General features: G+C 71.2%; 18 protein-coding genes and 1 pseudogene. 7 read left to right on the top strand and 12 right to left on the bottom strand.

The features are described from left to right. Positions 1–34: 34 nt before the first annotated feature. On the bottom strand, positions 35–1,630 hold the full coding sequence (locus AB0472_RS33985) for an acyl-CoA carboxylase subunit beta (RefSeq protein ID WP_366362246.1): 1,596 nt from the start codon (positions 1,628–1,630) through the stop codon (positions 35–37). Positions 1,631–2,096: 466 nt separating this feature from the next. On the opposite strand from AB0472_RS33985, the gene AB0472_RS33980 reads away from it, so the two are divergent. After that, complete coding sequence (locus AB0472_RS33980; RefSeq protein WP_366362245.1) at positions 2,097–2,693, top strand: YceI family protein; 597 nt, start codon at positions 2,097–2,099, stop codon at positions 2,691–2,693. Positions 2,694–3,064: 371 nt separating this feature from the next. On the opposite strand, the pseudogene AB0472_RS33975 reads toward AB0472_RS33980, so the two are convergent. Both AB0472_RS33975 and AB0472_RS33970 read right to left on the bottom strand, forming a co-directional pair. Beyond that, positions 3,065–3,319, bottom strand: a pseudogene (locus tag AB0472_RS33975) (sigma-70 family RNA polymerase sigma factor); the annotation flags it as partial. A gap of 308 nt (positions 3,320–3,627) precedes the next feature. Next, positions 3,628–4,092, bottom strand: coding sequence for an ATP-binding protein (locus tag AB0472_RS33970; RefSeq protein ID WP_366362243.1), 465 nt, complete (start codon positions 4,090–4,092; stop codon positions 3,628–3,630). A gap of 107 nt (positions 4,093–4,199) precedes the next feature. On the opposite strand from AB0472_RS33970, the gene AB0472_RS33965 reads away from it, so the two are divergent. From AB0472_RS33965 to AB0472_RS33955, 3 genes are all read left to right on the top strand, one after another. Then, complete coding sequence (locus AB0472_RS33965; protein ID WP_366362241.1) at positions 4,200–5,021, top strand: helix-turn-helix transcriptional regulator; 822 nt, start codon at positions 4,200–4,202, stop codon at positions 5,019–5,021. Beyond that, entirely contained in the window at positions 5,018–5,203 is a 186-nt protein-coding gene (locus AB0472_RS33960; protein ID WP_366362240.1) for a DUF397 domain-containing protein, read from the top strand. The genes AB0472_RS33965 and AB0472_RS33960 overlap by 4 nt, the downstream gene beginning before the upstream one ends. 279 nt (positions 5,204–5,482) lie before the next feature. Continuing rightward, on the top strand, positions 5,483–5,935 hold the full coding sequence (locus tag AB0472_RS33955) for a hypothetical protein (RefSeq protein ID WP_366362238.1): 453 nt from the start codon (positions 5,483–5,485) through the stop codon (positions 5,933–5,935). On the opposite strand, the gene AB0472_RS33950 is transcribed toward AB0472_RS33955, so the two are convergent. Then, positions 5,932–6,987, bottom strand: a complete 1,056-nt coding sequence (locus tag AB0472_RS33950; protein ID WP_366362236.1) for an FUSC family protein — start codon at positions 6,985–6,987, stop codon at positions 5,932–5,934. The genes AB0472_RS33955 and AB0472_RS33950 overlap by 4 nt on opposite strands. A 62-nt stretch (positions 6,988–7,049) precedes the next feature. On the opposite strand from AB0472_RS33950, the gene AB0472_RS33945 reads away from it, so the two are divergent. After that, positions 7,050–7,472 carry a MarR family transcriptional regulator gene (locus AB0472_RS33945; protein WP_366362234.1) on the top strand — a complete coding sequence of 141 codons (423 nt, stop codon included), beginning with the start codon at positions 7,050–7,052 and terminating at the stop codon, positions 7,470–7,472. Between the two features lies 1 nt (position 7,473). Here the strand turns inward: AB0472_RS33945 and AB0472_RS33940 are convergent, their stop codons facing one another. Together AB0472_RS33940 and AB0472_RS33935 are read right to left on the bottom strand one after the other, a co-directional pair. After that, positions 7,474–8,847: a hypothetical protein gene (locus AB0472_RS33940; RefSeq protein WP_366362232.1), complete on the bottom strand. Its 1,374-nt coding sequence runs from the start codon at positions 8,845–8,847 to the stop codon at positions 7,474–7,476. Between the two features lie 42 nt (positions 8,848–8,889). Next, positions 8,890–11,901, bottom strand: coding sequence for a glycoside hydrolase family 3 N-terminal domain-containing protein (locus AB0472_RS33935; protein WP_366362231.1), 3,012 nt, complete (start codon positions 11,899–11,901; stop codon positions 8,890–8,892). 127 nt (positions 11,902–12,028) lie between these two features. On the opposite strand from AB0472_RS33935, the gene AB0472_RS33930 reads away from it, so the two are divergent. After that, complete coding sequence (locus AB0472_RS33930) at positions 12,029–13,894, top strand: ricin-type beta-trefoil lectin domain protein (protein ID WP_366362229.1); 1,866 nt, start codon at positions 12,029–12,031, stop codon at positions 13,892–13,894. Positions 13,895–14,208: 314 nt separating this feature from the next. Here the strand turns inward: AB0472_RS33930 and cimA are convergent, their stop codons facing one another. The 5 genes from cimA to ureA all read right to left on the bottom strand — a co-directional run bounded on the left by cimA (position 14,209) and on the right by ureA (position 20,205). Continuing rightward, positions 14,209–15,819 carry a citramalate synthase gene (gene cimA, locus AB0472_RS33925; RefSeq protein WP_366362228.1) on the bottom strand — a complete coding sequence of 537 codons (1,611 nt, stop codon included), beginning with the start codon at positions 15,817–15,819 and terminating at the stop codon, positions 14,209–14,211. Positions 15,820–16,129: 310 nt separating this feature from the next. Beyond that, a complete protein-coding gene (locus tag AB0472_RS33920; RefSeq protein ID WP_366362226.1) occupies positions 16,130–16,729 on the bottom strand; it encodes a TetR/AcrR family transcriptional regulator in 600 nt (199 codons plus the stop codon). 18 nt (positions 16,730–16,747) lie between these two features. After that, the gene (locus AB0472_RS33915) at positions 16,748–17,785 is read right to left on the bottom strand and encodes an agmatine deiminase family protein (protein ID WP_366362225.1); all 1,038 of its coding nucleotides are present in this window, start codon (positions 17,783–17,785) and stop codon (positions 16,748–16,750) included. A gap of 9 nt (positions 17,786–17,794) precedes the next feature. Beyond that, positions 17,795–19,507 carry an urease subunit alpha gene (locus AB0472_RS33910; protein ID WP_366362223.1) on the bottom strand — a complete coding sequence of 571 codons (1,713 nt, stop codon included), beginning with the start codon at positions 19,505–19,507 and terminating at the stop codon, positions 17,795–17,797. Further along, positions 19,504–20,205: an urease subunit gamma gene (gene ureA / locus AB0472_RS33905; protein ID WP_366362221.1), complete on the bottom strand. Its 702-nt coding sequence runs from the start codon at positions 20,203–20,205 to the stop codon at positions 19,504–19,506. Before ureA ends, AB0472_RS33910 begins: the two co-directional genes overlap by 4 nt. A 153-nt stretch (positions 20,206–20,358) precedes the next feature. On the opposite strand from ureA, the gene AB0472_RS33900 reads away from it, so the two are divergent. Continuing rightward, positions 20,359–21,825, top strand: a complete 1,467-nt coding sequence (locus AB0472_RS33900; RefSeq protein ID WP_366362219.1) for a cytosine permease — start codon at positions 20,359–20,361, stop codon at positions 21,823–21,825. A 54-nt stretch (positions 21,826–21,879) separates the two neighbouring features. Here the strand turns inward: AB0472_RS33900 and AB0472_RS33895 are convergent, their stop codons facing one another. Next, positions 21,880–23,181 carry a lysine 2,3-aminomutase gene (locus tag AB0472_RS33895; RefSeq protein WP_366362218.1) on the bottom strand — a complete coding sequence of 434 codons (1,302 nt, stop codon included), beginning with the start codon at positions 23,179–23,181 and terminating at the stop codon, positions 21,880–21,882. Between the last annotated feature and the right edge of the window lie 12 nt (positions 23,182–23,193).

The raw sequence follows: 23,193 nt of genomic DNA, 5'->3' as shown, positions 1-23,193 counted from the left end.
GGTGTCAGTCTCCGTGAGAGAGGTTTCCGCAGGATTACTGCGGGGGGTTGCCGTGCTTACGGGACGGCAGGTCGGCGTGCTTGGTGTGCAGCATCGCCAGCGACTTGGCGAGCACCTCGCGGGTCTGGGCCGGGTCGATGACGTCGTCGACCAGGCCGCGCTCGGCCGCGTAGTAGGGGTGCATGAGCTCGGCCTTGTACTCCTTGACCATCTTCTGCCGCATGGCCTCGGGGTCCTCGGCGGAGGCGATCTGCCGGCGGAAGATCACGTTGGCGGCACCCTCGGCGCCCATGACCGCGATCTCGTTCGTCGGCCAGGCGTAGGTCAGGTCGGCACCGATCGACTGGGAGTCCATGACGATGTAGGCACCTCCGTACGCCTTGCGCAGGATCAGGGAGATCCGGGGCACGGTCGCGTTGCAGTAGGCGTAGAGGAGCTTCGCGCCGTGACGGATGATCCCGCCGTGCTCCTGGTCGACACCGGGAAGGAAACCCGGAACGTCCAGGAAAGTGACGATCGGAACATTGAAAGCGTCACACATCTGGACAAAGCGCGCAGCTTTTTCACTCGCCTCGATGTCCAGGACGCCCGCGAGGACCTGCGGTTGGTTGGCGATGATGCCGACCACCTGGCCGTCGATCCGGGCCAGCGCGCAGATGATGTTCCGCGCCCAGCGCTCGTGGACCTCCAGGTACTCGCCGTCGTCGACGATCTCCTCGATGACCTTGGTCATGTCGTACGGCCGGTTGCCGTCGGCCGGGACCAGGTCGAGGAGGACGTCGCTGCGCCGGTCGACCGGGTCGGTGGACTCGGCGCGCGGCGGGTTCTCGCGGTTGTTCTGCGGGAGGAGCGAGAGGAGGTAGCGGACCTCCGCGATGCAGGTCTCCTCGTCGTCGTAGGCGAAGTGGCAGACGCCGGAGGTCTCCGCGTGGACGTCGGCGCCGCCGAGCCCGTTCTGGGTGATCTCCTCGCCGGTGACCGCCTTGACGACGTCAGGGCCCGTGATGAACATCTGCGAGGTCTCGCGGACCATGAAGACGAAGTCGGTGAGGGCGGGGCTGTAGGCCGCGCCGCCCGCGCACGGGCCGAGCATCACGCTGATCTGCGGGATGACGCCGGAGGCCTTGGTGTTGCGCTGGAAGATGCCGCCGTAGCCGGCGAGGGCGGAGACGCCCTCCTGGATCCGGGCGCCGGCGCCGTCGTTCAGCGAGACCAGCGGGGCGCCGGCCGCGATGGCCATGTCCATGATCTTGTGGATCTTGGTGGCGTGGGCCTCGCCCAGCGCACCGCCGAAGATCCGGAAGTCGTGGGCGTAGACGAAGATCGTACGGCCCTCGACCGTACCCCAGCCGGTGATGACACCGTCGGTGTACGGCTTCTTGGCCTCCAGGCCGAAGCCGACCGCGCGGTGCCGGCGCAGCTGCTCGACCTCCTGGAAGGAACCCGGGTCCAGGAGCAGCTCGATGCGCTCCCGGGCCGTCAGCTTGCCCTTGGCGTGCTGCGCCTCGGTCGCCTTCTCGCCGGGGCCCGCCACGGCCGCCGCACGGATCTCGTGCAGTTCGGCGACCCGCCCGCGCGCGTCCGTCGGCTCACCGGTGGGCTCACCCGTCGTCTCTTCCAAAACGGTCATGTAGCGACCTTACGAAGGACACCAAGGAATGCGAGACGTCGACTCCGTACAGTCTCCGGCGCGTTTTCCTGGAAGCACTGAACAGAACCAGAACCCCATGCAGCCGTTCCGACTGCTCAGAGGGCTCCGCCGTTGTAGGGGTGCCACAAGGCCGGGGCCGAGACGCGTCTCACATTCATGGGCGGTCCGTACCACCCGCGGAGTAACACAGGCCTCCGGACGGCGGTTCACCCACACAGAGCCTAGCCCTTCCCCAGCGGGTCCCGTCACGACATCGGGTCACACGACGTTACGGTGAGTGAGGAACGCGACACGCAAGCCGATGATGTTGAAGGTTGAAGGGAATGGGTCTACGGTGTCTCTCGTTGAGTTCGTTGAACGTTAAACATCAAGGCCGCGGCTTCCTCACGCACCGCTTCACGCACCGCTTCGAAGTCGCGACCCGTCCCCCCTCAAGGAGCACCTCATGGGCATCTTCGGCCGCAAGAACGACGAGACCCCCGCCGCCGGCACGACCGCCGACACGGCCGCGCTGACCGGCGACTACACGATCGACCCGGCGCACAGCACGCTCGGCTTCGTGGCCCGCCACGCGATGGTCACCAACGTCAAGGGCAGCTTCCAGGAGTTCGAGGGCACCCTGCACCTGGACGGTACGGACCCGTCCAAGTCCACGGCCTCCCTCGACATCAAGATGGACAGCATCACCACCGGCAGCCCGGACCGCGACGGTCACCTGAAGTCGGCCGACTTCTTCAAGATCGACGAGTTCCCGACGATGACCTTCCGCTCCACCGAGGCGGAGGCCCTCGGCGGCGAGGACTACCGCATCACCGGCGACCTCACGATCCTCGGTGTCACCCGGCCGGTCACCATCGACCTGGAGTTCAACGGCGCAGCCAAGGACCCGTTCGGCAACGAGCGCGTCGGCTTCGAGGGCAAGGCCGAGATCAAGCGCTCCGACTGGGGCGTCACCTGGAACGCGGCACTCGAGACCGGTGGCGTCCTCGTCTCCGACAAGATCAAGCTGAACTTCGACATCTCGGCGATCAAGAACGCGTGAGCCCGCGGCGCCGGACCGCCGGCCCCGGCCCCGAGCACGCCCGCTGAGCGCCGCCCTCCACTCCCCTGAGGGCGGCGCTCGGCCATGTCCGGACGCCCGCGTGGTCCCACTGGTCGAACGTCGGGTAGCGGGCGGCGGGCGCCGGTCCGGAAGCGGCCGGTCAGGACGCGGCCACCTTGGCGAGGTTGTCCATCTCGTCCGTCCGCCCGGCGGCCAGCCGCCCGGTCCATTCCTCGTCGTGCATGGCGTCGGCCGTCATGGTCACGTGCGTTCCACCGTCGGGGGCCGGACGCATGGGGCTGCAGCCAGGGCAGCCGCTCCGGCGGCTCGCCGCTGCCGGACTCGATGCCGGGCACCGGCTCGTAGCGCCGGGGACGGCGGCCGGTGCGGCGCAGGTGGTCGATGCAGGTGTCGGTGGCGATCCGGTACAGCCAGGTCCGGGGCGCCGCTCGGCCCTCGAAACCGGCTCGGTCGCGCCAGGCCTTGAGCAGGGTCTCCTGCACCAGGTCCTCGGCGTCGTCGTAGGAGCCGACCATGCGGTAGCAGTGCAGGTGCAGCCATCTGTGGTGGGGTTCGACGCGTGCGGCGAAGCCGGTCTCGCCGAACGAATCCGGCGGCCGTTCCACGGTTTTCGTCACGGCGACCTGCGTGACGTTACGGTCCGCCAGCCGCCGCAGCCTGCGGACCGCCGCGGCCAGGGCCACGGCGTCCGAGCGGAAGGCGTCGGGCGGCTGCAGGGACTGGGTCCGCACCCGCCGCTCGATGTCCGAGGACGTCGGCCGCCGGCTGGTCGATCGCGGTGCGCCGACGGCGGTAGGCGCGCTGGCGGCAGGTCGCCGAGCAGTAGACGGACGTCCGGCCACGGCCGCCGTCCGGTAGCGGGGCGGCGCAGACCCGACAGCTCCGTCCGCTCATGGGCGGCTCCAGTCATTCGTCACGGGGACGCGGCGTCACGAAAGAGCTTGGGGTTGCGCACTCCCGAAGGCTCCTGGATCCCCCTGACCGCGAACTCGCACCACACCGCCTTCCCCGGCTCCCGCTCCCCCACCCCCCACTTGTCCGCGAGCAGGCTGACCAGCAGCAGGCCGCGGCCGTGTTCCGACTCCGGGGACATGTCGCCGTAGCGGAGTTCGCCCGGGCCACTGTCGTGGACCTCGACGCGCAGGACCCCGTCGGGGTGCAGGACCAGCCGGAGCCGGAAGCCACGGCCCGGGGGTACGCCGTGCAGCACGGCGTTGGTGGTCAGCTCGCTCACGCAGAGCAGTACGTCGTCGGCACGCGGGCCGATCTCCCAGCCGGCGAGGGCGTCGCGGGTGAAGTCCCTGGCCAGGCGTACGGATCTGCGGTCACGGCGGTAGAAGGCCTCGCGGGTGTGGGGGTGTTGGGGTTCCGGGTTCATGAGGCGAGTGTCACTGTGGGTGACTAGCATGGACGAGTGAGTCAGGTCGTAGTTCTGGCTTCTACGAGTCCGCTACGTACGGGCGCGCACGGGGGAAAGGGACACGCATGCAGGTGGCGAGGAAGCCCAAGAGGGTCGGTTCATGGCACGCGGTCGGAGCGCTCGTCGCCCACTACCGGAAACAGGCACGGCTCACCCAGGAACAGTTCGCCGAGCTTGCGAACCTGCATGTCGACACAGTGGGCTCCATCGAGCAGGGGCGGCTCGCCCTTCAGCCGGACCGGGCCGAGCAGTTCGACGAACTGCTGGGGACCGGCGAGGCGTTGGCCGTGCTGGTGGCGAGGATGCCGGTGCGCGAGCGGATTGTCCAGTTCGCGCAGGGGCTGGTCGACCATGAGCAGGAGGCGGTCAGCGTTCTCTCGTACCAGAGTCAGGTGGTTCCGGGGCTCCTGCAGACCAGGGACTACTGCCGTGCAGTCTTCGGCTACCGATATCCGGCGATCGGCAGCGAGACCGCCGAGCAGTGGGTGAACGCGCGCATGGAGCGGCAGTTGATCTGGCAGCGCGAACGGCCGCCCGTGGGGCACTTCGTCATCGAAGAGAGTGCCCTGCGGCGCATGGTCGGTGGTCCCGAAGTGATGCGCGAACAGATCCAACAGATTCTGCAGTACACCGAGCCGGTGCACATGAGCTTTCAGATCATGCCTGAGGCACGAACGCCGCACGCCTGTCTGGACGGCCCGATGGTGCTTCTGGAGACACCCGAGTTCGAGCGTCTGGTCTACCTGGAAGTGCAGCGCGCCAGCTTCCTGGTCGCGGACCCCGACGAGGTCAGCGACTACCACCTCCAATATGGAATGCTGCGGTCACAGGCCCTCTCTCCCGACGAGAGCGTGTGTCTATTGAACGGACTGCTTGGAGGGTCATGAAGACCGCAGCACTGACATGGTTCAAGTCCAGCTACAGCGGCAGCCAGGGCGGCGACTGCGTCGAGGTCGCCGCCACGCCCGCCACCGTCCACGTCCGTGACTCCAAGACGCCCGGCGGGCCGATACTCACCGTCTCCCCTTCCATCTGGAGCGAGTTCCTCGACCGCGTCACCCGCGGCTGAGCAGAGCGACCGGGTCTTCATCACCTCGTAGGAGAACGTACCGGGGCGTCCTCGCGCCTTCGTCGTGCTCTGCGCCTGACTGCGTGCGCGGGGCATCGACCGGATGCCGCTCGCGGCAGACGAACTCCGGTGGGCCCTCTGACGGTTCGGTCCGCACCCGGAGCAGCCGACGTCCGTGGTCAACGGCCTGCGGTCTGGTCTGAGCAGCCTGACGCCTCCGGCGGGCCTAGCCGGAAACGCGGTGTCGCTGGAGGAAACCCCGCGTCTAGGCTGGGGCGCATGCATCAGCCCAGGAGGCGCGACCGGCGACCGGGGCGCCCTGTGCCGTCGGCGCCGGTTCGGCGCCGGGCGTTCCGGCTCCCGGCCGCGGGCGCCGACGTGGTGCTGGTCGGCTACTTCTCCGCGAAACAGAAGGACTTCGAAACGGTCATGGCGTCGGCCGCGGCCGAGCTGGCGGCGCACGGCGCTCGGGTCGTCGCGCGGATCGTGCAACGGCGAGGCGTCTCGGACGGCGGGGTCCGGAAGATGGGTCTGCCCTTCTCCTCGCGGACTCTGCTCAGCGACGGGAAGGTGCGCGAGGTGGCTCAGGTGTGCGACCGGGCCGCCGCCGACGCGGTGGTCTTCGTCGCCGAGTTGACCGAGCACCAGCGGCGCGTGCTGACGGAGACCCTCGGCCGACCCGTGGTGAGTCTCTCCGAGGCCTTCGCGGCGGTGGACCGCCGGCACCCCTAGGTCAGCGCCGGCCGTGTCGCGGCGGGCTCGCGGCGTTTCGGTACCGGTAGCAGCCACCAGGCCGACGCCACCGACAGGACCGCGCCCACCGCGATGCCCTCCAGGCGGGTCGGCAGCAGGGACCCCGCGTGCTGGCCGAAGTAGCCGAGCAGGAGGGAGAGGGTGCAGGTCATGCCGGCGGCCCAGTAGGCGTAGTTGAGGGGGCGCAGCCACAGGGCGATCGCGAGGGTCGTGAACATCAGGGCCACGGCGGTGTGGCCGGTGATGTCCGCCGCCGCCACGCCCGTCGCCAGCAGGGTGCCCGCGCAGGCTCCGGCCAGGCGCTCGATCCCCTTGCGCAGGACGTCCGTCCGGCCGCGGTTGCCGCTCGCGGCGACGTAGGCGGTCAGTACGACCCAGGGCCAGTGGTCGTCGAAGAACAGGTGGCCGAGGGCGAAGGCGGTGGCGATCCCGGCGGCCATCTGGAGTGCCATGCGGGTGCTGGGGCGGGGGTGCAGGCGGGAGCGGCGCGAGGGCGTGTCGGGGGCCGGGGCCGGGGGCCAGGGGGCGAATCGGTCGCCGAGGGACTGCACCAGCCAGACCGAGCCGCACGCCAGCGCCCCGATCAGCGCCGACCAGCCCCAGGTCACCAGCCCGCTCTGGGCCCTTGCCGGCAGCGCGGGCCCGGGGACCACGAGCAGGGCCACCAGGGGGAGGGCGATCAGGGTGCCCGCCTTGGTGGCGGCCGGGCCGAAGCGGCGGATCCAGATCGCCAGTGCCATCCCGGCCGTGTAGACGGCGGCGCCCGCCGCGTAGTGGGAGGCGAGCAGGCGGCCGACGAAGATCGAGGCGGCGGCCGTCACGGGCAGCAGCACCAGTGACGTCAGCCGTCGGCGGGTGTCGGCGGTGCGCTGGGTCGAGGAGAGGGTCAGGGTGAGGGCGACCGCGAGCACCAGCACGTCGGTGTGCAGCCCGGCCATCCCCTCCAGCGCCAGCGCGACTCCCCAGGAGAGCAGCACGGCCGTCATCGTCAGCCCGGCTTCGTACGCGTTGCGTATGAGTTTGGCGGTCACGGAGCCGATAATACGGTTACTGTCTCATGGTAGTAGTAAGCAGTCGCGTACTATTTTCCGTCATGGAGCATCTCGCCGAGGCCGCCCGTATCCGCCGTGCCGTCCTGCGGTTCAACCGCCGGCTGCGGCAGGAACGCGGGGACGGGAGCCTCAGTCCCAATCAGCTCTCGGTGCTCGGCCATCTGTACCGGCACGGGCCGTCCACGCCCGGCGAGGTCGCCGCGGCCGAGCGGCAGCGGCCGCAGTCGCTGACCCGGGTCTTCGCGGAACTGGAGGCGGAGGGGCTGATCGGGCGGGCGCCGGACCCGTCGGACCGGCGGCAGTCCGTGCTGAGCCTGACCACGGCGGGGCGGCGGGCGCTGGAGGACGACATGGCACAGCGCGACGCCTGGCTGGCCGGTGCGCTCGGGTCGCTGGGCGAGACCGAGCGCGGGGTCCTGCTGCTCGCGGCCGGCGTGCTGGAGCGGCTGAAGGACGTCCAGTAGGTCAGAAACCGCCGCCGAAGTCCCCGCTGTCGCCGCCCCCGCCCCCGAAGTCCCCGCCGCCACCGAAGGAGCCGAAGTCCCCGGGGTCGAAGTCCGCGCCCGACACGTCGCCGCCCTGGTAACCACCGGAGTCGAAGCCGCCGAAGTCGCCGTACCCGGTGCCGTAGTCGGCCGCGTAGGCGGGGGCGGACATCCAGCCGCCCAGGGCGGTGCCGATGAGGAGGCCGGGGAGGATACCGCCGCCGAAGTAGCCGCCCGCCCAGGGGCCGTAGGCCGGGCCCGCGTCCCAGTAGGGGCGGCGGCCGTGGTCGGTGTCGACCTCGCGGACCGCCGGGTCGTGGCCGTCGGCGAGGCGGGCGGCGTCGGCCGCGCAGACCGGGACCTCGCGGGGCGCGCCGCCGGGCGGGGTCCAGGTGGCGTCGGTGACCGAGGGGCCGTGCCGGGGGTCGAAGAAGCAGGGCGGGCGGCGCTCCGGGAGCGGGCGGCCCTCGCGGCGGGCGGCCAGCAGGGCGAGCGAGAAGCGGCCGTCCTCCAGGGCCTGGGTGACCGCGCGGACCTCCTCCGGTCTGCGGGCGCCGGCCATCGCGGACTTCGCCTGGTCGTAGGCGTTCAGCGCGTGCTCGTAGTCGGTGCGCATCGCGTCGTCGGCGCCCGGCTCGGCCGGGTGGAAGTCGAGCCGGTCGAGTTCCTCGCCGAACGCCGTGATGTCCTCGTCCACGACCACCCGGAGCCGCTCCAGGGCGGCCCGCTGCTCCTCCTCGCGGCGCCGGCGATTGCGGCGGACCAGCGCGTACGCGCCCGCGCCGCCGGCCACGACCACGGCGCCGAGCGCGATCAGCGCCGTACTGGAGACCCCTGAACCGCCCGTGCTGCCGCCGCCCCAGGACACGGGGGCCTTGCCGCCCATGTTCGCCAGGGCGCGGTCGGTGAAGTCGGTCAGCTGGGTCCTGGCGCTCTCGCCCTGGACGCTGGTGACCAGGTTCTGCACGGCCGTCCGGGGCAGGACCGAGGAGTCGGCGCGGGCGTCGAAGCGGTCGCCGAGACGGACCGCGTAGAGGCCGGTGACGCCGGTGGCGGTCCGCAGGTTCGTGAAGAGGTCCTTGGTGGGGTAGTCGGCCGGCAGCACGGCGACGAACAGGGGCTTGTCCGCGTCCCTGATCTGCCGGGCGAGGGTGTCGGCGTCGGCCGTGGACAGCTGGGCGGCGGCTGCCGGATCGACGTACACCGGGTTCTTCCGCAGGGCGTCGGCGACCGCCGAGACGCCGGTGGCCGCGCTCGCCCGCGGGGCGGGCGCGGCCAGCGCGACCAGCGCCAGCGCGAGCGCCAGGAACAGCAGCCCCGGGAGGCTTCGGGTGGTCCGTCGCACCGCGTTCATGCTTCGAAACTACCCCGAAGCCTCCTGGGGAGCGCTGTCCTCCTACGCTGCCCGGTAGGCCTGCGTCAGCTTCTCCACCGCCGCCGCGTACCTGCCGGTCAGCAGCAGGTGGTCCGCGTCGGCGAAGGGCTTCGAGACGGCCGCGGTGACCGACTGCCCGATCTTCGCCTGGACCAGCAGCCGGGCCTGGGTGACCGCCTTCCGGCCGGCCCGGTCGGAGCCCGCCCGTTCGGCCGCCCTCGCCGCCGCGCCGAGCGCCTTCAGGGTGGCCTCACCGCCCTTGGGTGCCTTGGTCAGCGTGGTCAGACCCCAGCCGTAGGGGTACTGCGGGTCGTACGACGCGTCGCCGACGTTGATCGGCAGCTGCGCCTCGGACTTCGGCCAGGTGACCGGGAGCTGACCGGTGAAGGCCTTCTTGCCGTAGAGCACGTCGGCCACGCCGTCGCCCTCCGTGCCCGGCAGCCAGGACGCCACCAGGGCGTCGATCTCGCCGAGCCGGTCCCCGATGAGCTGCGGGCGCCCGGAGACGACCAGCACCGCGCACTTCATGGCCGCGCACACCTTGTCCACGGCGGCCTGGTCGGCGGCCGACAGCACGAGGTCGTTGCCGTTGCCGACGTCTCCGACACCCTCGGCGTACGGGGTCTCACCGACCACGACCACACCCACGTCGTAGCCGCTCGTCGGCGCGGAGGCGTCCTCGGAGTAGGTGACGTCTCCCCCGGCGTTCCTCATGCCCTGGAGGATGGTGGTGCCGGTGGTGTGGGTGCCGGACTGGCCCTGCCAGGTGATGGTCCAGCCACCGGTCTGGTTGCCGAGGTCGTCGGCGTTGGACCCGGCGACGTACACCTTCTGCGACTTCTTCAGGGGCAGCACGTCGCCGTCGTTCTTCAGCAGCACCTGCGACTCGGCGGCCGCCTGCCGGGCGACGGCCCGGTGCCCGACGGAGCCGATCTTCGAGGCGTTGCCCGTCTCGGCGTACGGGTGCTCGAAGAGGCCCAGCTTGAACTTCTGGGTGAGGATGCGGGACACCGCGTCGTCGATGCGCCGCTCGCTGACGCTGCCCGCCTTCACCTGGTCGATCAGGGTCTTCGTGAAGTCCTGGTAGCTGTACGGCACCATCATCATGTCGACGCCCGCGTTGACGGCCGTGCCGACGTGGGAGGCGTAGTCACCCGGGAGCTGGTCGATGGCGTTCCAGTCGCTGATCACGAAGCCCTGGAAGCCCATCCGGCCCTTGAGCACCCCGGTGATCATGTCGGCGCGGGCGTGCATCTTCACCGGGCCCCGGCCGTCGCCGACGATCTCCAGCGAGGAGTACGACGGCATGACCGTGCCGACGCCCCGGTCCACGGCCGTCTGGAACGGCGCCAGGTGGATGGCCTCCAGCTGCTGCCGGGTGACCGTGGTGACGCCCTGGTCGATGGTGTACGTGCCGGTCGTGGACGAGCCGTAGGCGGTGCCGCCGTCGCCGACGAAGTGCTTGGCGGTGGCCAGGACCTTGTCGTCGTCCTTCAGGTCCCGTCCGTCGGCGCGCCCCTGGAGGCCCTGGATGACGGTCTCCATGGACTTCACGAGGGCCGGGTCCTCGCCGAAGGACTCGTAGGAACGGCCCCAGCGTTCGTCACGGCTGACGCAGAGGCAGGGGGCGAAGTCCCAGGAGACGCCGGTGGCCCGGACCTCGGAGGCGGTCACCGCACCGGCCTGCTCGGCGAGCCCGGGGTCGCGGGTGGCGCCGATGCCGATGTTGTGCGGGAAGATGGTGGCGCCGGCCAGGTTGTTGTGGCCGTGGACGGCGTCGGCGCCGTAGATGAGCGGGATCTGGAACCGGGTGGCCTGCGCCCGGAGCTGGAAGTCGTCGATCATCTGTGCCCAGGCCGCGGCCGTGTTGGGCGTGGGGGTCGAGCCGCCGCCGGAGAGCAGCGAGCCGAGGTCGTACGCGGCGACGTCACCACCGGTGCCCACGGCACCCCGCTCGGCCTGGGTCATCTGGCCGACCTTCTCCTCCAGGGACATCCGGGACAGGAGATCGGCGACCCGCTTCTTCACGGGCAGCTTGCTGTCGAGGTACGGCAGTCCGTGCGCGTCGATGACGACCTGCGGAGTCTCCGCGGGGGCCTTGGCGCCGGTGACCGTGAGTTTCAGCGGGATGGTCTCGGCCGACTCGGCCGACCGGTCCTTCAGCGTCGGCACCTTGATGGTCTGCGTGGTCCCGGAGGCCGTACCCGCCGGGAAGGTGACCGTGCCGGAGACCGCCTTGTAGTCCTTGCCGGCCTCGGCGGTCCCGCCCTGCGTCGTGTACGCGACGGTGACCGGGTCGTCGATCGGGGCCGAGCCGGTGGTGGCGACGGTGACCTTCACGCTCGCCGTGGAGCCCTCCTTCACCGGGTAGACGGCCGCGTCCGTGGTGACCGACGCGCGCAGCGACTGGTCCGCCTTGCCGTACAACTCCACGTCGTCCATGGCGAACCGGCCCTTGACCCCGACGGGGAGGGTGACCGCGTAGCCCCACATCTGGGTCAGGCCGAGGACGTGGTCGATGCCGCCGACCGGCTGGTAGTCGGTCCGGTAGACGAAGTCGGTGAACGGGATCTCGATCTGCTTCCAGCCGGTGAAGTCGTCGGTGAAGGACGTCGTCCACAGCTCGGAGGCCTCGCCGTTGGCGCCGCCGTCCTTGATCTCGAAGGCGGTCTTCTTGCCGTTGTCCTGGCCGTCCCACCAGAAGCGGATGCCCTTGTGGGCGGACCAGTCGTGGGCGGGCTCGGTCGCGGCGAAGTCGTGGGTGAAGCCGCCGTAGCCGCTGATGTCGTAGGTCCCGGAGAGGACCTTGGCACCCTCGGGGGCGTCGGCGCGGTCGGCGAACTGGAGGGCGGGCGGGTCGTCGCTGTCGCCTCCCCAGGTGAAGATGCCCTCGGCGGGCTGGGAGGCGAAGGGGACCTCACCCTCGAAGCGGTCGACGGGGGTGGGCGCGGGGTCGTCGGCGGCGCTGGCGGCGGACAGCGGGATCAGGGCTGCGAGCAGTGCGGTGGAGACGAGCAGGGCGGCTCTTGGCATGGACCTTCCCTCGACTCTCTGGTTCACTCGGGGCTCTCACAGTTCACTCATGGCTTAGATCACGTCGTGAGTTAACTAACGGCTCGCACCCCCGTCAAGACGTCCCGTCAGGAAGGGCGATGTGCCCATGAGAAGAACCCCCCACACCCTGCGTCTGCTGCTGGCCGGGCTGCTCACCGCGGCCGGCTTCAGCGCCGTCGTGCCGCCGGCGCACGCGGCCGGTGAGCAGGTCACCGCGTACCTCACCACCACCGACGACTCCGCCGGGCGCCATGTCACCCGCGGGCTCCAGGCGCAGACGCCGTTCGCCTTCTCCGCGGGGACCGGGGGCGGCGGCACGAACATCACGGTCGACGAGAACACCCGGTACCAGACCTTCACCGGCGGCGGCGCGTCCTTCACGGACACCGCGGCCTGGCTGATGAACAGCAGCGGGGCGCTGTCCCAGGCCACCCGGGACGCCACCATGCAGAAGCTGTTCTCGCCGACGAACGGCATCGGTCTTTCGTTCCTGCGCAATCCGATGGGCGCCTCGGACCTGGCACGGTACGGGTACACCTACGACGACGTGCCCGCCGGACAGACCGACCCGAACCTCAACAGCTTCTCGATCGCGCACGACCTCGCGGACGTCGTGCCGCTCACCAGGCAGGCGCTGCAGCTGAATCCCTCCCTGACTGTCATGGCCTCGCCATGGACGGCACCGGCGTGGATGAAGGACAGCGGCTCGCTCAACGGGGGCTGGCTCAAGTCGGAGGACTACGCCGCCTACGCGGCGTACTTCGTGAAGTACATACAGGCGTACCAGGCACAGGGCGTCAAGGTCTCCTACGTGACCCCGCAGAACGAGCCCACCTGCTGTTCCGGCTACCCGTCGATGAGCTGGAACGCCTCCGGGCTGCAGTATTTCCTCGAGAACGACCTGCTGCCGCAGCTCCAGTCGGCCGGCCTGTCCACCAAGGTCCTCGCGCACGACTGGAACTGGGACGTGTACGACTCCTACGCGGCTGCCCTCGTCAACGACGCGACGATCCGCAACCACCCGAACTTCGGCGGGATCGCCTGGCACGGCTACGGCGGTGACGTCTCCGAGCAGACCACCGTGCACAACCAGTACCCGACGCTGGACGCCTTCGGCACCGAGCACTCCGGCGGCACCTGGGTCGCCAACCAGCAGAAGGAGGACATGTCCAACATCATCGACTACACCCGCAACTGGGCGAAGTCGGTGACCAAGTGGTCGCTGGCCGTGGACCAGAACATGGGCCCGCACAACGGCGGTTGCGGCACCTGCACCGGCCTGGTCACCGTGCACAACGGGGACGGCGCGAGCGGGACGGTCGACTACACCGTCGAGTACTACGACATGGGCCACCTGACCAAGTTCGTCCGGCCCGGCGCGCAGCGGATCGCCTCCACCGCGTCCACCACCGTGCCGAACGTGGCCTGGCGCAACCCCGACGGCTCGAAGGCGCTGATCGCCTACAACGACTCGTCGAGCGCGCAGACGGTGACCATCGACTGGGGCTCGCAGCACGCCACCTACTCGCTCCCCGGCAAGACCTCGGCCACCTTCACCTGGTCCGGCACCCAGTCGGGCGGCGGCGGCCAGACCGGCGCGTTCGTGGGGCTGGCGAACAAGTGCCTCGACGTGGCGGGCGGTTCGACCGCGAACGGCACCGCCGTCCAGCTCTACGACTGCAACGGCTCCACCGCGCAGCAGTGGACCGTGGGAACCGACGGGACCGTCCAGGCGCTCGGCAAGTGTCTGGACGTGACGTCCGGTTCGACGGCGGACGGGGCGAAGGTGCAGTTGTACGACTGCAACGGGACCGGTGCTCAACAGTGGTCGTACAACTCGTCCACCGGTGATGTCGTGAACACGGCGGCGAACAAGTGCCTGGACGTCACCGACAACTCGTCGGCGAACGGGGCCCGGGCGCAGATCTGGTCCTGCACGGGCGCCGCCAACCAGAAGTGGCACCTGCAGTAGGCGAACCCACCCAGGGGGCTCCGCCCCCTGGACCCCCAGGCCTTCGCCCACCCACCACCCGACTCGGTCGGGAGAGAGGTGAGGCCCACCCGGCGCCGGCCGAACCGGCGCCGGGCGGTCCGCCCGGCGTCCGGCACGGCGGGCGCAAGCAACCGGCCGCGGGTACACGGCAGGCACGTGCACCCGGCCGCCGGCACCACGGGCGCAAGCAACCGGCCGCCGGCACGGCGGGCGCGAGCAACCGGCCGCCGGCACCACGGGGGCGAGCAACCGGCCGCCGGCACCACGGGGCGGCAGCAGGCTCCGGCTTCCGTCTACTCGGCGGGCTCCACGCCCGCGCGCAGCAGGCCGTACGTGTACGCGTCCTCCAGGGCCTGCCAGGAGGCGGCGATGACGTTCTCCGCCACGCCGACCGTCGACCACTCGCCGGTGCCGTCGGAGGTGGAGATCAGGACCCTGGTCGTGGACTGGGTGCCGTGCTTGCCCTCCAGGATGCGGACCTTGTAGTCGACGAGGTCCAGCTTGGCGAGCTGCGGGTAGATCTTCTCGAGGCCCACGCGCAGGGCGCGGTCGAGGGCGTTGACCGGGCCGTTGCCCTCGGCGGTGGCGACGATGCGCTCGCTCTTGGCCCAGAGCTTGACGGTGGCCTCGTTGGCGTGGGTGCCGTCGGGGCGGTCCTCGACGATGGCCCGCCAGGACTCGACGCGGAAGTAGGTGCGGGGTTTGCCCTCGACCTCGGCGCGCAGGAGCAGTTCGAAGGAGGCGTCGGCGGCTTCGTAGGTGTAGCCCTGCAGCTCGCGTTCCTTGACGCGCTCCACCACCCGGCCGACCAGTTCGCGGTCGCCGCCGAGGTCGACGCCGAGTTCCTTGCCCTTGAGCTCCACCGAGGCGCGGCCGGCCATGTCGGAGACCAGCATGCGCATGGTGTTGCCGACCAGGGCCGGGTCGGTGTGCTGGTAGAGGTCGGGGTCGACCTTGATCGCGGAGGCGTGCAGCCCCGCCTTGTGGGCGAAGGCGGAGACCCCCACGTAGGGCTGGTGGGTGGAGGGGGTGAGGTTGACGACCTCGGCGATGGCGTGCGAGATCCGGGTCATCTCGCGGAGCCGGCCCTCGGGCAGCACCTGCTTGCCGTACTTGAGCTCCAGGGCGGCGACCACCGGGAACAGGTTGGCGTTGCCGACCCGCTCGCCGTAACCGTTCGCCGTGCACTGGACGTGGGTGGCGCCCGCGTCGACCGCGGCAAGGGTGTTGGCGACCGCGCAGCCGGTGTCGTCCTGGGCGTGGATGCCGAGCCGGGCGCCGGTGTCCGCGAGGACGGTGGAGACGACGGCGTTGACCTGGGCGGGGAGCATGCCGCCGTTGGTGTCGCAGAGCACGACCACGTCGGCGCCGGCCTCGGCGGCGGCCCGTACGACGGCCTTCGCGTACTCGGGGTTGGCGCGGTAGCCGTCGAAGAAGTGCTCGCAGTCGACGAAGACCCGGCGGCCCTGGTCCTTGAGGAAGGACACCGTGTCGCGGACCATCTCCAGGTTCTCGTCGAGGGTGGTGCGCAGGGCCAGCTCGACGTGCCGGTCGTGGGACTTGGCGACCAGTGTGATCACCGGGGCGCCGGAGTCCAGCAGCGCCTTGACCTGGGGGTCGTCGGCGGCCTTGGCGTTCGCCCGGCGGGTGGCGCCGAAGGCGACCAGCTGGGCACTCCTGAAGTCGATCTCCTGCTGGGCGCGGGCGAAGAACTCGGTGTCCCGCGGGTTGGCGCCCGGCCAGCCGCCCTCGATGAAGCCCACGCCGAAGTCGTCCAGGTGCCGGGCGATGGCCAGCTTGTCCGCGACGGTGAGGTTGATGCCCTCGCGCTGCGCGCCGTCGCGCAGCGTGGTGTCGAAGACGTGGAACGAGTCGTCCAGCTCGTTGGTTGCCGTCTCGGTCATGGTCTCAAGGCTCCTGATGTCGAATCTCGGTCGTACCGGAATGACCGGCTCCACCGTCCCTCCATGGTCCCTCGCGCCCGTCCTCCGGCTGAAGGTGGGCCGGAAAACGAAAAAACCCCTCGCGGGTGCGAGAGGTCTGCGCGCGGGTCGAGGACGACGATGGCCACCCGTACCTGGTCGTACGTGGTGGTCACTGCGGACCGGCGCGCCTGCTGCCAATAATCATGGCGAACGAGAGCACGGAGGCAGTCTGGCACAGACCGCCCCCGTGCTCACCGTCCGTCTCATGATGCGAACAGTGTGCAGTCCGTCACGCGTCCGTGAGGAGCTCCGCCGCCAGGAAGTCGCGCACATGGCCGAGCACCTGCGCCCGGTCCGTGCCGCGCAGGCCGATCGCCACGTGGATGGAGAAGCCGTCGAGCAGGGCGCGCAGCCGGGCGGCGAACCGGTCGGGGTCGACGGGCCGGAACTCGCCGCGCGAGATGCCCTCGGCGACCAGCGCGACCAGGTCGCGGTGCCAGGCGCCCTCGATGGCGGCCTGCCGGTCGCGGGCCGCCTCGTCGGCGTTCTGCGAGCGGTTCCAGACCTCCAGCCAGAGCGTCCAGTGCGGGTCCCGGTGCCCGTCGGGGACGTACAGGTCGACGTAGGCGTCGAGGCGCTCGCGGGCTGTGCCGCGCCGGGTGAGCAGCCGGCCGCGCTCGGCGCCGAGCCGGCCCTCGCTCCACTCCAGGGTCTGGAGCAGCAGTTCGTCCTTGGAGTGGAAGTAGTAGAGGAGATGGCCGCTGCTCATCCCGACCTCACGGCCGAGCGCGGCCATGGTGAGCTTCTCCAGGCCCCGTCCGGCGATCATCGTCATGGCGGCGGCGAGCACGTCCTCGCGGGGCGGGGCCTGTCTGCGCCCACCGGCCATCTTCGGCTCCTCGAACTGCTACTGGATCTTCGGCTGCTGCTGGGTGATGCAGTGGATACCGCCACCCCCCGCGAAGATCGTACGGGCGTCCACCAGCGTCACCGTCCGCTCGGGGAAGAGGCGGCGGAAGATCCCGGCGGCCATCTCGTCGCGCGGGTCGTCGAAGCCGCACAGCACGACCCCGCCGTTGCAGAGGTAGTGGTTGATGTAGGAGTAGTCGGCCCAGTGGCCGTCGGCCTCCAGGACGGTCGGGGCGGGCACCTCGACGACCTCCAGGCTGCGGCCGCGGGCGTCGGTCTGGGACCGCAGCAGGCCGACGACCTCCTTGCTCACCTCGTGGTCGGGGTGCGCGGGGTCCGGCTGGGAGTGCGCGACGACGACTCCCGGGCGGGCGAAGGCGGCGACGATGTCGACGTGGCCGAGGGTGCCGAAGCCGTACGGGGGGTAGTCGCCGGTGAGGCCACGGGGCAGCCATATCGCCTTGCGGGTGCCGAGCATGCCGTGGATCTCGGCCTCGACCTCCGCCTTCGTCCAGCCCGGGTTGCGCTCGGGGCCCAACTGCACGGTCTCGGTCAGCAGGACGGTCCCCTCGCCGTCGACGTGGATCGCGCCGCCCTCGTTGACCAGCCGCGAGGCGTACGTCTTCGCGCCCGCGAGGTCCGCGACATGCGCGGCGATCTTCGCGTCGTGCTCCCAGCGGGCCCAGTGCTGGGCGCCCCAGCCGTTGAACGTCCAGTCCACGGCGGCCAGTTCACGCCCGTTGGTCAGGAAGGTGGGGCCGATGTCCCGCATCCAGGCGTCGTCGAGGTCCCGCTCGACGGTGTCGATGCCGGGCCCGAGCAGCGTCTGTGCCGCCGCCGACTGGCCGGGGCCGCACACGACGGTCACCGGTTCGAAGCGCAGGACCGCACGGGCCACCGACGCCCAGGCCGTCCGGGCGGCGATGAGGTCGTCGGCGTCGTCGAAGGTGGGGTTGGGGCCCGGCCACGCCATCCAGGTGCGCTCGTGCGGGGTCCACTCGGCGGGCATCCGGAAGCCGTCGGAGGCAGCAGTCATCGGTGATCCTCAGAGGAAGTACAGGCGGTTGAGGGAGACGGAGTCGGCGGGCTCGGAGCGCAGCGGCTCACCGTCGAGGGTGACCAGGCCGGTGCGCTGGTCGACGTCGACCGCCCCGGTACGGGAGTTGCGCCGCAGGTCGGCCGGGCCGATGCCGCGGGTGCCGCGCACGGCGACCCGGCGCCGCCGGGTGGGCATGGTGTCGTGGCCCTGGTCGAGGGCGGCCTGCGCCACGAACGCGACGGAGATGTCGGCCGGGGTGGCGCCGTGCGCCCCGAACTGGGGGCCGAGGACGAGGGGTTCGCAGGTGTCGGTGGCCGCGTTCGGGTCACCGGTGACGCCGAACGCCGGGAAGCCCGCCTTGAGGACGAGCTGCGGCTTGGCCCCGAAGTACTCGGGCGACCACAGCACGATGTCCGCCAGCTTGCCGACCTCGATCGAGCCGACCTCGTGCGCGAGGCCGTGGGCGATGGCCGGGTTGATAGTCAGCTTCGCCATGTACCGGAGCACGCGCTCGTTGTCGTGGCCGTCGTCCGGGGCGCCCAGCTCGGCCTTCATCTTGCCGGCCATGGCGAAGGTACGGCGGACGGTCTCCCCGGCCCGGCCCATGCCCTGCGCGTCGGACGAGGTGATGCCGATCGCGCCCAGGTCGTGCAGCACGTCCTCGGCGCCCATGGTCCCGGCGCGGATGCGGTCGCGGGCCATGGCGGCGTCACCGGGCAGGTCGGTCTTGAGGTCGTGGACGGAGACGATCATCCCGTAGTGCTCGGCGACCGCGTCCCGGCCGAAGGGCAGGGTGGGGTTGGTGGAGGAGCCGATGACGTTGGGGACGCCGGCCATCTTCAGGACGTTGGGCACGTGTCCGCCGCCGCAGCCCTCGATGTGGAAGGCGTGGATGGTGCGGCCCTCCAGCACCCGGAGGGTGTCCTCGACCGACAGGCACTCGTTCAGCCCGTCGCTGTGCAGGGCGACCTGGACGTCATGCTCCTCGGCGACCCGCAGGGCCGTGTCCAGCGCCCGGGTGTGGGCGCCCATGTCCTCGTGCACCTTGAAGCCGGAGGCGCCGCCCTCGGCGAGGGCCTCGACCAGCGGAGCCGCGTGCGAGGACGAACCCCGGCCGAGGAAGCCGATATTGACCGGCCAGGCGTCGAAGGCGTTGAAGGCGTGCTTCAGCGCCCAGGGCGAGTTGACGCCGACACCCCACACCGGACCGAACTCCTGCCCGATGATCGTCGTGACACCGGAGGCCAGCGAGGCCTCCATGATGCGCGGCGACAGCAGGTGGACGTGGGTGTCGACGGCCCCGGCGGTGGCGATCAGCCCCTCCCCGGACACGATGGACGTCCCGGTGCCGACCACGACGTCCACCCCGTCGAGGGTGTCGGGGTTCCCGGCCCGCCCGATCGAGGAGATCCGCCCCTCGCGGATTCCGATGGAGACCTTCCGGATCCCGAGCACGGCGTCGATCACGACCACGTTGCTGATCACGACGTCGCAGGTCTCGCGCACGGCGGCGGCCTTAAGGTGCAGCCCGTCCCGGGCCGTCTTGCCGAAGCCGGCCAGGAACTCGTCGCCGTAGCGCTGGGAGTCGTCCTCGACGCGGATCACGAGCCCCGAGTCCCCGAGGCGGACCCGGTCGCCGGAGCGCGGGCCGTGGGTGGCCGCGTACTCGTGCGGGGTGAGGCGGCGGGCCTCGGCGGGGTGGCCTCCGGGACGGCTCATCGATCGGCCTCCTCTGTCTCTCGTACCCCCAGGTATCCGCAGGCGGCGGCGCGGCGCAGCGCCTCCTCGCGGGCGCCGGGCGCGTCCAGCGGCCCGTCGACCAGACCGGCGAAGCCGATGGCGACCCGGGAACCGCCGATCGGCACGAGACCGACCTCCAGCGAGTCCCCCGGCCCGAACCGCACGGACGACCCGGCGGGCACGGCGAGCCGCAGGCCGTAGGCGGCGGCGCGGTCGAAGTCGAGGCGCGGGTTGGCCTCGAAGAAGTGGAAGTGCGAGGTGACGGAGACGGGGACGGCGGCGGTGTTGGTCACGGTCAGCCGCAGCACCGCCTCCGGGTCGGCGTGCTCGGGCCCCGGCAGCAGCGCGCCGGGCGCGTCCTCCCCCAGTCCCCCGCCGCCGATCGGGTCGGTGACCACGGCGAGCCTGGACCCGTCGTCGAAGACGGCCTCGACGTGCACCTCGGTGACGATGTCGGCGACGCCGGGCAGCACGTCGGCCGGGCCGAGGACGGAGCGGGCCGCCTCGATGGCCTCGGCGAGCCGCCGGCCGTCCCGGGCGGCCTCGCAGACGGTGTCCGCGATCAGCGCGGTGGCCTCCGGCACGTTGAGCCTGAGGCCCCGCGCGCGGCGGGCACGGGCCAGCTCGGCGGCTCCGAAGAGCAGCAGCCGGTCCCGTTCCGTGGGGGTCAGTCGCACGCCCGGCACCTCCTTCGCTTCCTCATATCCAGCTCCACTTAGAACAACACTCTAAATGCCGGATGACGAGAAGGGAACCATTGACATCACACGCAGGGTCGCCCACATTGAACGTCGCTCTAACTTGTGGACGGCCGTCGAAGGGGACCAGCCATGCCGATAGAACAGCGCGGAGTCGACACGATCCCGGACGGGGAACGCACCAGCGGCCCGAAGGACCTGGTCTCGATCCTGCTCGGCTCCAACCTCTGCCTCGGCGTGATCATCTTCGGCTGGCTGCCGCCGTCCTTCGGGCTCGGCTGGTGGGCGTCGGTGAGCGCGATCGTGGCGGGCACGCTGATCGGCACGGTGTTCACGGCCCCGCTGGCCCTGGTCTCCCTGCGCACCGCCACCAACCTCTCGACCTCCTCGGGCGCCCAGTTCGGGGTGCGCGGGCGGCTGGTCGGTTCGGTGGTGGGCCTGCTGCTGGCCCTCGGCTACACCGCGCTGACCGTGTGGATCGGCGGCGACGTGATGGTGAGCGTGCTGGGACGGCTATTCGGACTGCCGGCGGACGGCGCGGCGTACGCCGTCGTCTACACGGTGCTCGCGGCGGCGACGGTGGCGGGCGCGGTCTACGGCTACCGGGTGCTGCTCGCCATGTCGAAGGTCCTCGCCGTCGGCATGACGGCCCTGCTGCTCCTCGGGGTCCTCGCCTACGCCCCGCACTTCACCACCTCCGCGCTGCCGGAGGCGGGCGGCTACCTGCTGGGCGGCTTCTGGCCGACCTGGTGTCTCGCGGCCGTGGCGGCGGGCCTGTCCGGACCGGTCGCCTTCATCACCCTCCTCGGCGACTACACCCGCTACATCTCCCCGGCCCGCCACACCTCCCGCCGGGTCCTGCACGCGACCTGGCTCGGCCTGATCCTGGGCCTGCTGGTGCCGCAGCTCTTCGGCACGTTCACCGCGTACGCGGCCCGGGCGGCGGCGGACTACGCGGGCCCGCTGGTGTCGGCCTCCCCCGCCTGGTACCTGGTCCCGCTCCTGCTCTCCGCCTCCGCGGGCTCTGTCGGCAACGCGGGCCTCATGCTCTACTCCATGGGCCTCGACCTCGACGCGATCCTCCCCCGCGCGTCCCGGGCCCGCGCCACCTACACGGTCGCCATCGTCGCCACGGCCTGCGTCTTCGCCGGCCACTACGCCTGGAACGCCCAGTCCGCGATGACCTCCTTCGTCCTCCTGCTCACCGCCATCGGCACCCCGTGGGCGGTCATCACCCTGATCGGCTTCGCCCGCTGCCGGGGCGTGTACGACGCGGACGCCCTGCAGGTCTTCAACCGCCGTTCCCGGGGCGGGATCTACTGGTACCGCGCCGGCTGGAACATCCGCGCCACGGCGTCCTGGGCCCTGGGCGCGGGCGTCGGCCTGCTCGCGGTCTCCCTGCCGTCGTACGAGGGTCCACTGCTGTCCCTGACGGGCGGGGTGGACTGCAGCTTCCTGCTGTCGGGGCTGGTGGGCGGCACGGTCTATCTGCTGCTGGAGCTCGGGAACAGCGGCGGCCCGGCCCAGCTGTCCTCGGCCCGTCCGGAGTCCGAGGACGAAGACCGGTCCGCACCACCCCTCAGCCCGTCCGGCGTTTGAGGACGACGCCGTTCAGGCCGAAGGGGGTCTGGGGGCGCAGCCCCAGAAGGACCGTCACCCCGGCTCCAGCCCCGGCAGGAACCGGCTCGCCCCGAACGCCGGCTTCAGGTCGGTCCACCACGTCGCCCCCTCGTCGTACGCGGCGAAGAACGGCCGGTCGACCAGGCCCGGATCACGGGCCTGGATCAGGTGCAGGACGAAGACCCGCTCACCGGCCACCTCGGCGACGCCGTCCACGCAGACCTTGCCCGGCATCGCCGACATGACCGGCCCGCGGACCGTACGGGCGAGGCCCGACACCCGGGCGTAGGCGTCGCGGAAGACGGCGTGCCCGCGGGTCAGCGGGACGCCGAAGTAGCCCTGGGGACCGGTGTCCCGCTCCACGAACTGGTAGTACGGCACCGCCCCCAGCGTGGTCGTCTCCTCCCACAGCTCGGCCCAGGCCTCCGCGCTGTCGTTGATCCCGGCCACCAGCGGGCCCTGGCAGCGGATCACGGCCCCGGTGTCCCGGACCCGCCGCATCGCCTCCCGTACGACGGGCGGGCGCAGCTCCTGCGGATGCGTGAAATGGGCCATCAGGGCGAGGTGACGGCCGCTCGCCACCACCTCCTCGAAGAGCCGCAGCAGGTCGTCGGCGTCGCGGTCGGTGGTGAACCGGTACGGCCAGAAGGCGAGGGACTTGGTGCCGATGCGGATCGAGCGGACCGTGTCGATCGCGAGGAGCGGCTCGACGTAGCGGCGCAGTACCGCCGTGCTCATCACCAGCGGGTCGCCGCCGGTGACCAGGATGCTGGCGACCTCGGGGTGGGCCCGCAGATACGCGTCGGTCGCGGCGATGTCGTCGGTGGCGATGCGCAGGTCGGCCTCGCCGACGAACTGCGGCCAGCGGAAGCAGTAGGTGCAGTAGGCGTGGCAGGTCTGGCCCTGGCGCGGGAAGACCAGCACCGTCTCCGGGTACTTGTGCTGCAGGCCGGTCAGCCGCCGCCCCTCGTGCACGGGGACGTTGGCGTCGAGCTGGCCGGAGGGGTGCGGGTTGAGCCGCATCCGGATCTCGTGCGCGGCGCGCTGGATCTCGCCGCGCGGGGCGTCCCCGGCCAGCAGGTCGGCCATCCGGCGGACGTCGGGTGCGGGCAGCATCCCGGACTGCGGGAAGGTCAGCCGGAAGACCGGGTCCTCGGGCACGGCCGACCAGTCGATCAGCTCGTCGACGACGTAGGCGTTCGTGCGGAACGGCAGGACCGAGGAGACCGCCCGCAGCGCCAGCCGCTGATCGTCCGTCAGGGAGACCCGCCGGAGCAGACCGTCCAGGTCACGGGGCGTGAAGGCGCGGAAACGGTGGTGGTGCGCTGAGCTCATGTGTGGCGGGGC

This window comes from Streptomyces sp. NPDC086777, assembly GCF_040702065.1.
GTDB lineage: Bacteria > Actinomycetota > Actinomycetes > Streptomycetales > Streptomycetaceae > Streptomyces.
This window is presented reverse-complemented; position numbering and strand designations above follow the sequence as displayed.

Coding starts and splice junctions, on each gene's coding strand:
- AB0472_RS33985 (WP_366362246.1), bottom strand. CDS start 1,630: ATGACCGTTTTGGAAGAGACGACGGGTGAGCCCACCGGTGAGCCGACG.
- AB0472_RS33980 (WP_366362245.1), top strand. CDS start 2,097: ATGGGCATCTTCGGCCGCAAGAACGACGAGACCCCCGCCGCCGGCACG.
- AB0472_RS33970 (WP_366362243.1), bottom strand. CDS start 4,092: ATGAACCCGGAACCCCAACACCCCCACACCCGCGAGGCCTTCTACCGC.
- AB0472_RS33965 (WP_366362241.1), top strand. CDS start 4,200: ATGCAGGTGGCGAGGAAGCCCAAGAGGGTCGGTTCATGGCACGCGGTC.
- AB0472_RS33960 (WP_366362240.1), top strand. CDS start 5,018: ATGAAGACCGCAGCACTGACATGGTTCAAGTCCAGCTACAGCGGCAGC.
- AB0472_RS33955 (WP_366362238.1), top strand. CDS start 5,483: ATGCATCAGCCCAGGAGGCGCGACCGGCGACCGGGGCGCCCTGTGCCG.
- AB0472_RS33945 (WP_366362234.1), top strand. CDS start 7,050: ATGGAGCATCTCGCCGAGGCCGCCCGTATCCGCCGTGCCGTCCTGCGG.
- AB0472_RS33940 (WP_366362232.1), bottom strand. CDS start 8,847: ATGAACGCGGTGCGACGGACCACCCGAAGCCTCCCGGGGCTGCTGTTC.
- AB0472_RS33935 (WP_366362231.1), bottom strand. CDS start 11,901: ATGCCAAGAGCCGCCCTGCTCGTCTCCACCGCACTGCTCGCAGCCCTG.
- AB0472_RS33930 (WP_366362229.1), top strand. CDS start 12,029: ATGAGAAGAACCCCCCACACCCTGCGTCTGCTGCTGGCCGGGCTGCTC.
- cimA (WP_366362228.1), bottom strand. CDS start 15,819: ATGACCGAGACGGCAACCAACGAGCTGGACGACTCGTTCCACGTCTTC.
- AB0472_RS33920 (WP_366362226.1), bottom strand. CDS start 16,729: ATGGCCGGTGGGCGCAGACAGGCCCCGCCCCGCGAGGACGTGCTCGCC.
- AB0472_RS33915 (WP_366362225.1), bottom strand. CDS start 17,785: ATGACTGCTGCCTCCGACGGCTTCCGGATGCCCGCCGAGTGGACCCCG.
- AB0472_RS33910 (WP_366362223.1), bottom strand. CDS start 19,507: ATGAGCCGTCCCGGAGGCCACCCCGCCGAGGCCCGCCGCCTCACCCCG.
- AB0472_RS33900 (WP_366362219.1), top strand. CDS start 20,359: ATGCCGATAGAACAGCGCGGAGTCGACACGATCCCGGACGGGGAACGC.
- AB0472_RS33895 (WP_366362218.1), bottom strand. CDS start 23,181: ATGAGCTCAGCGCACCACCACCGTTTCCGCGCCTTCACGCCCCGTGAC.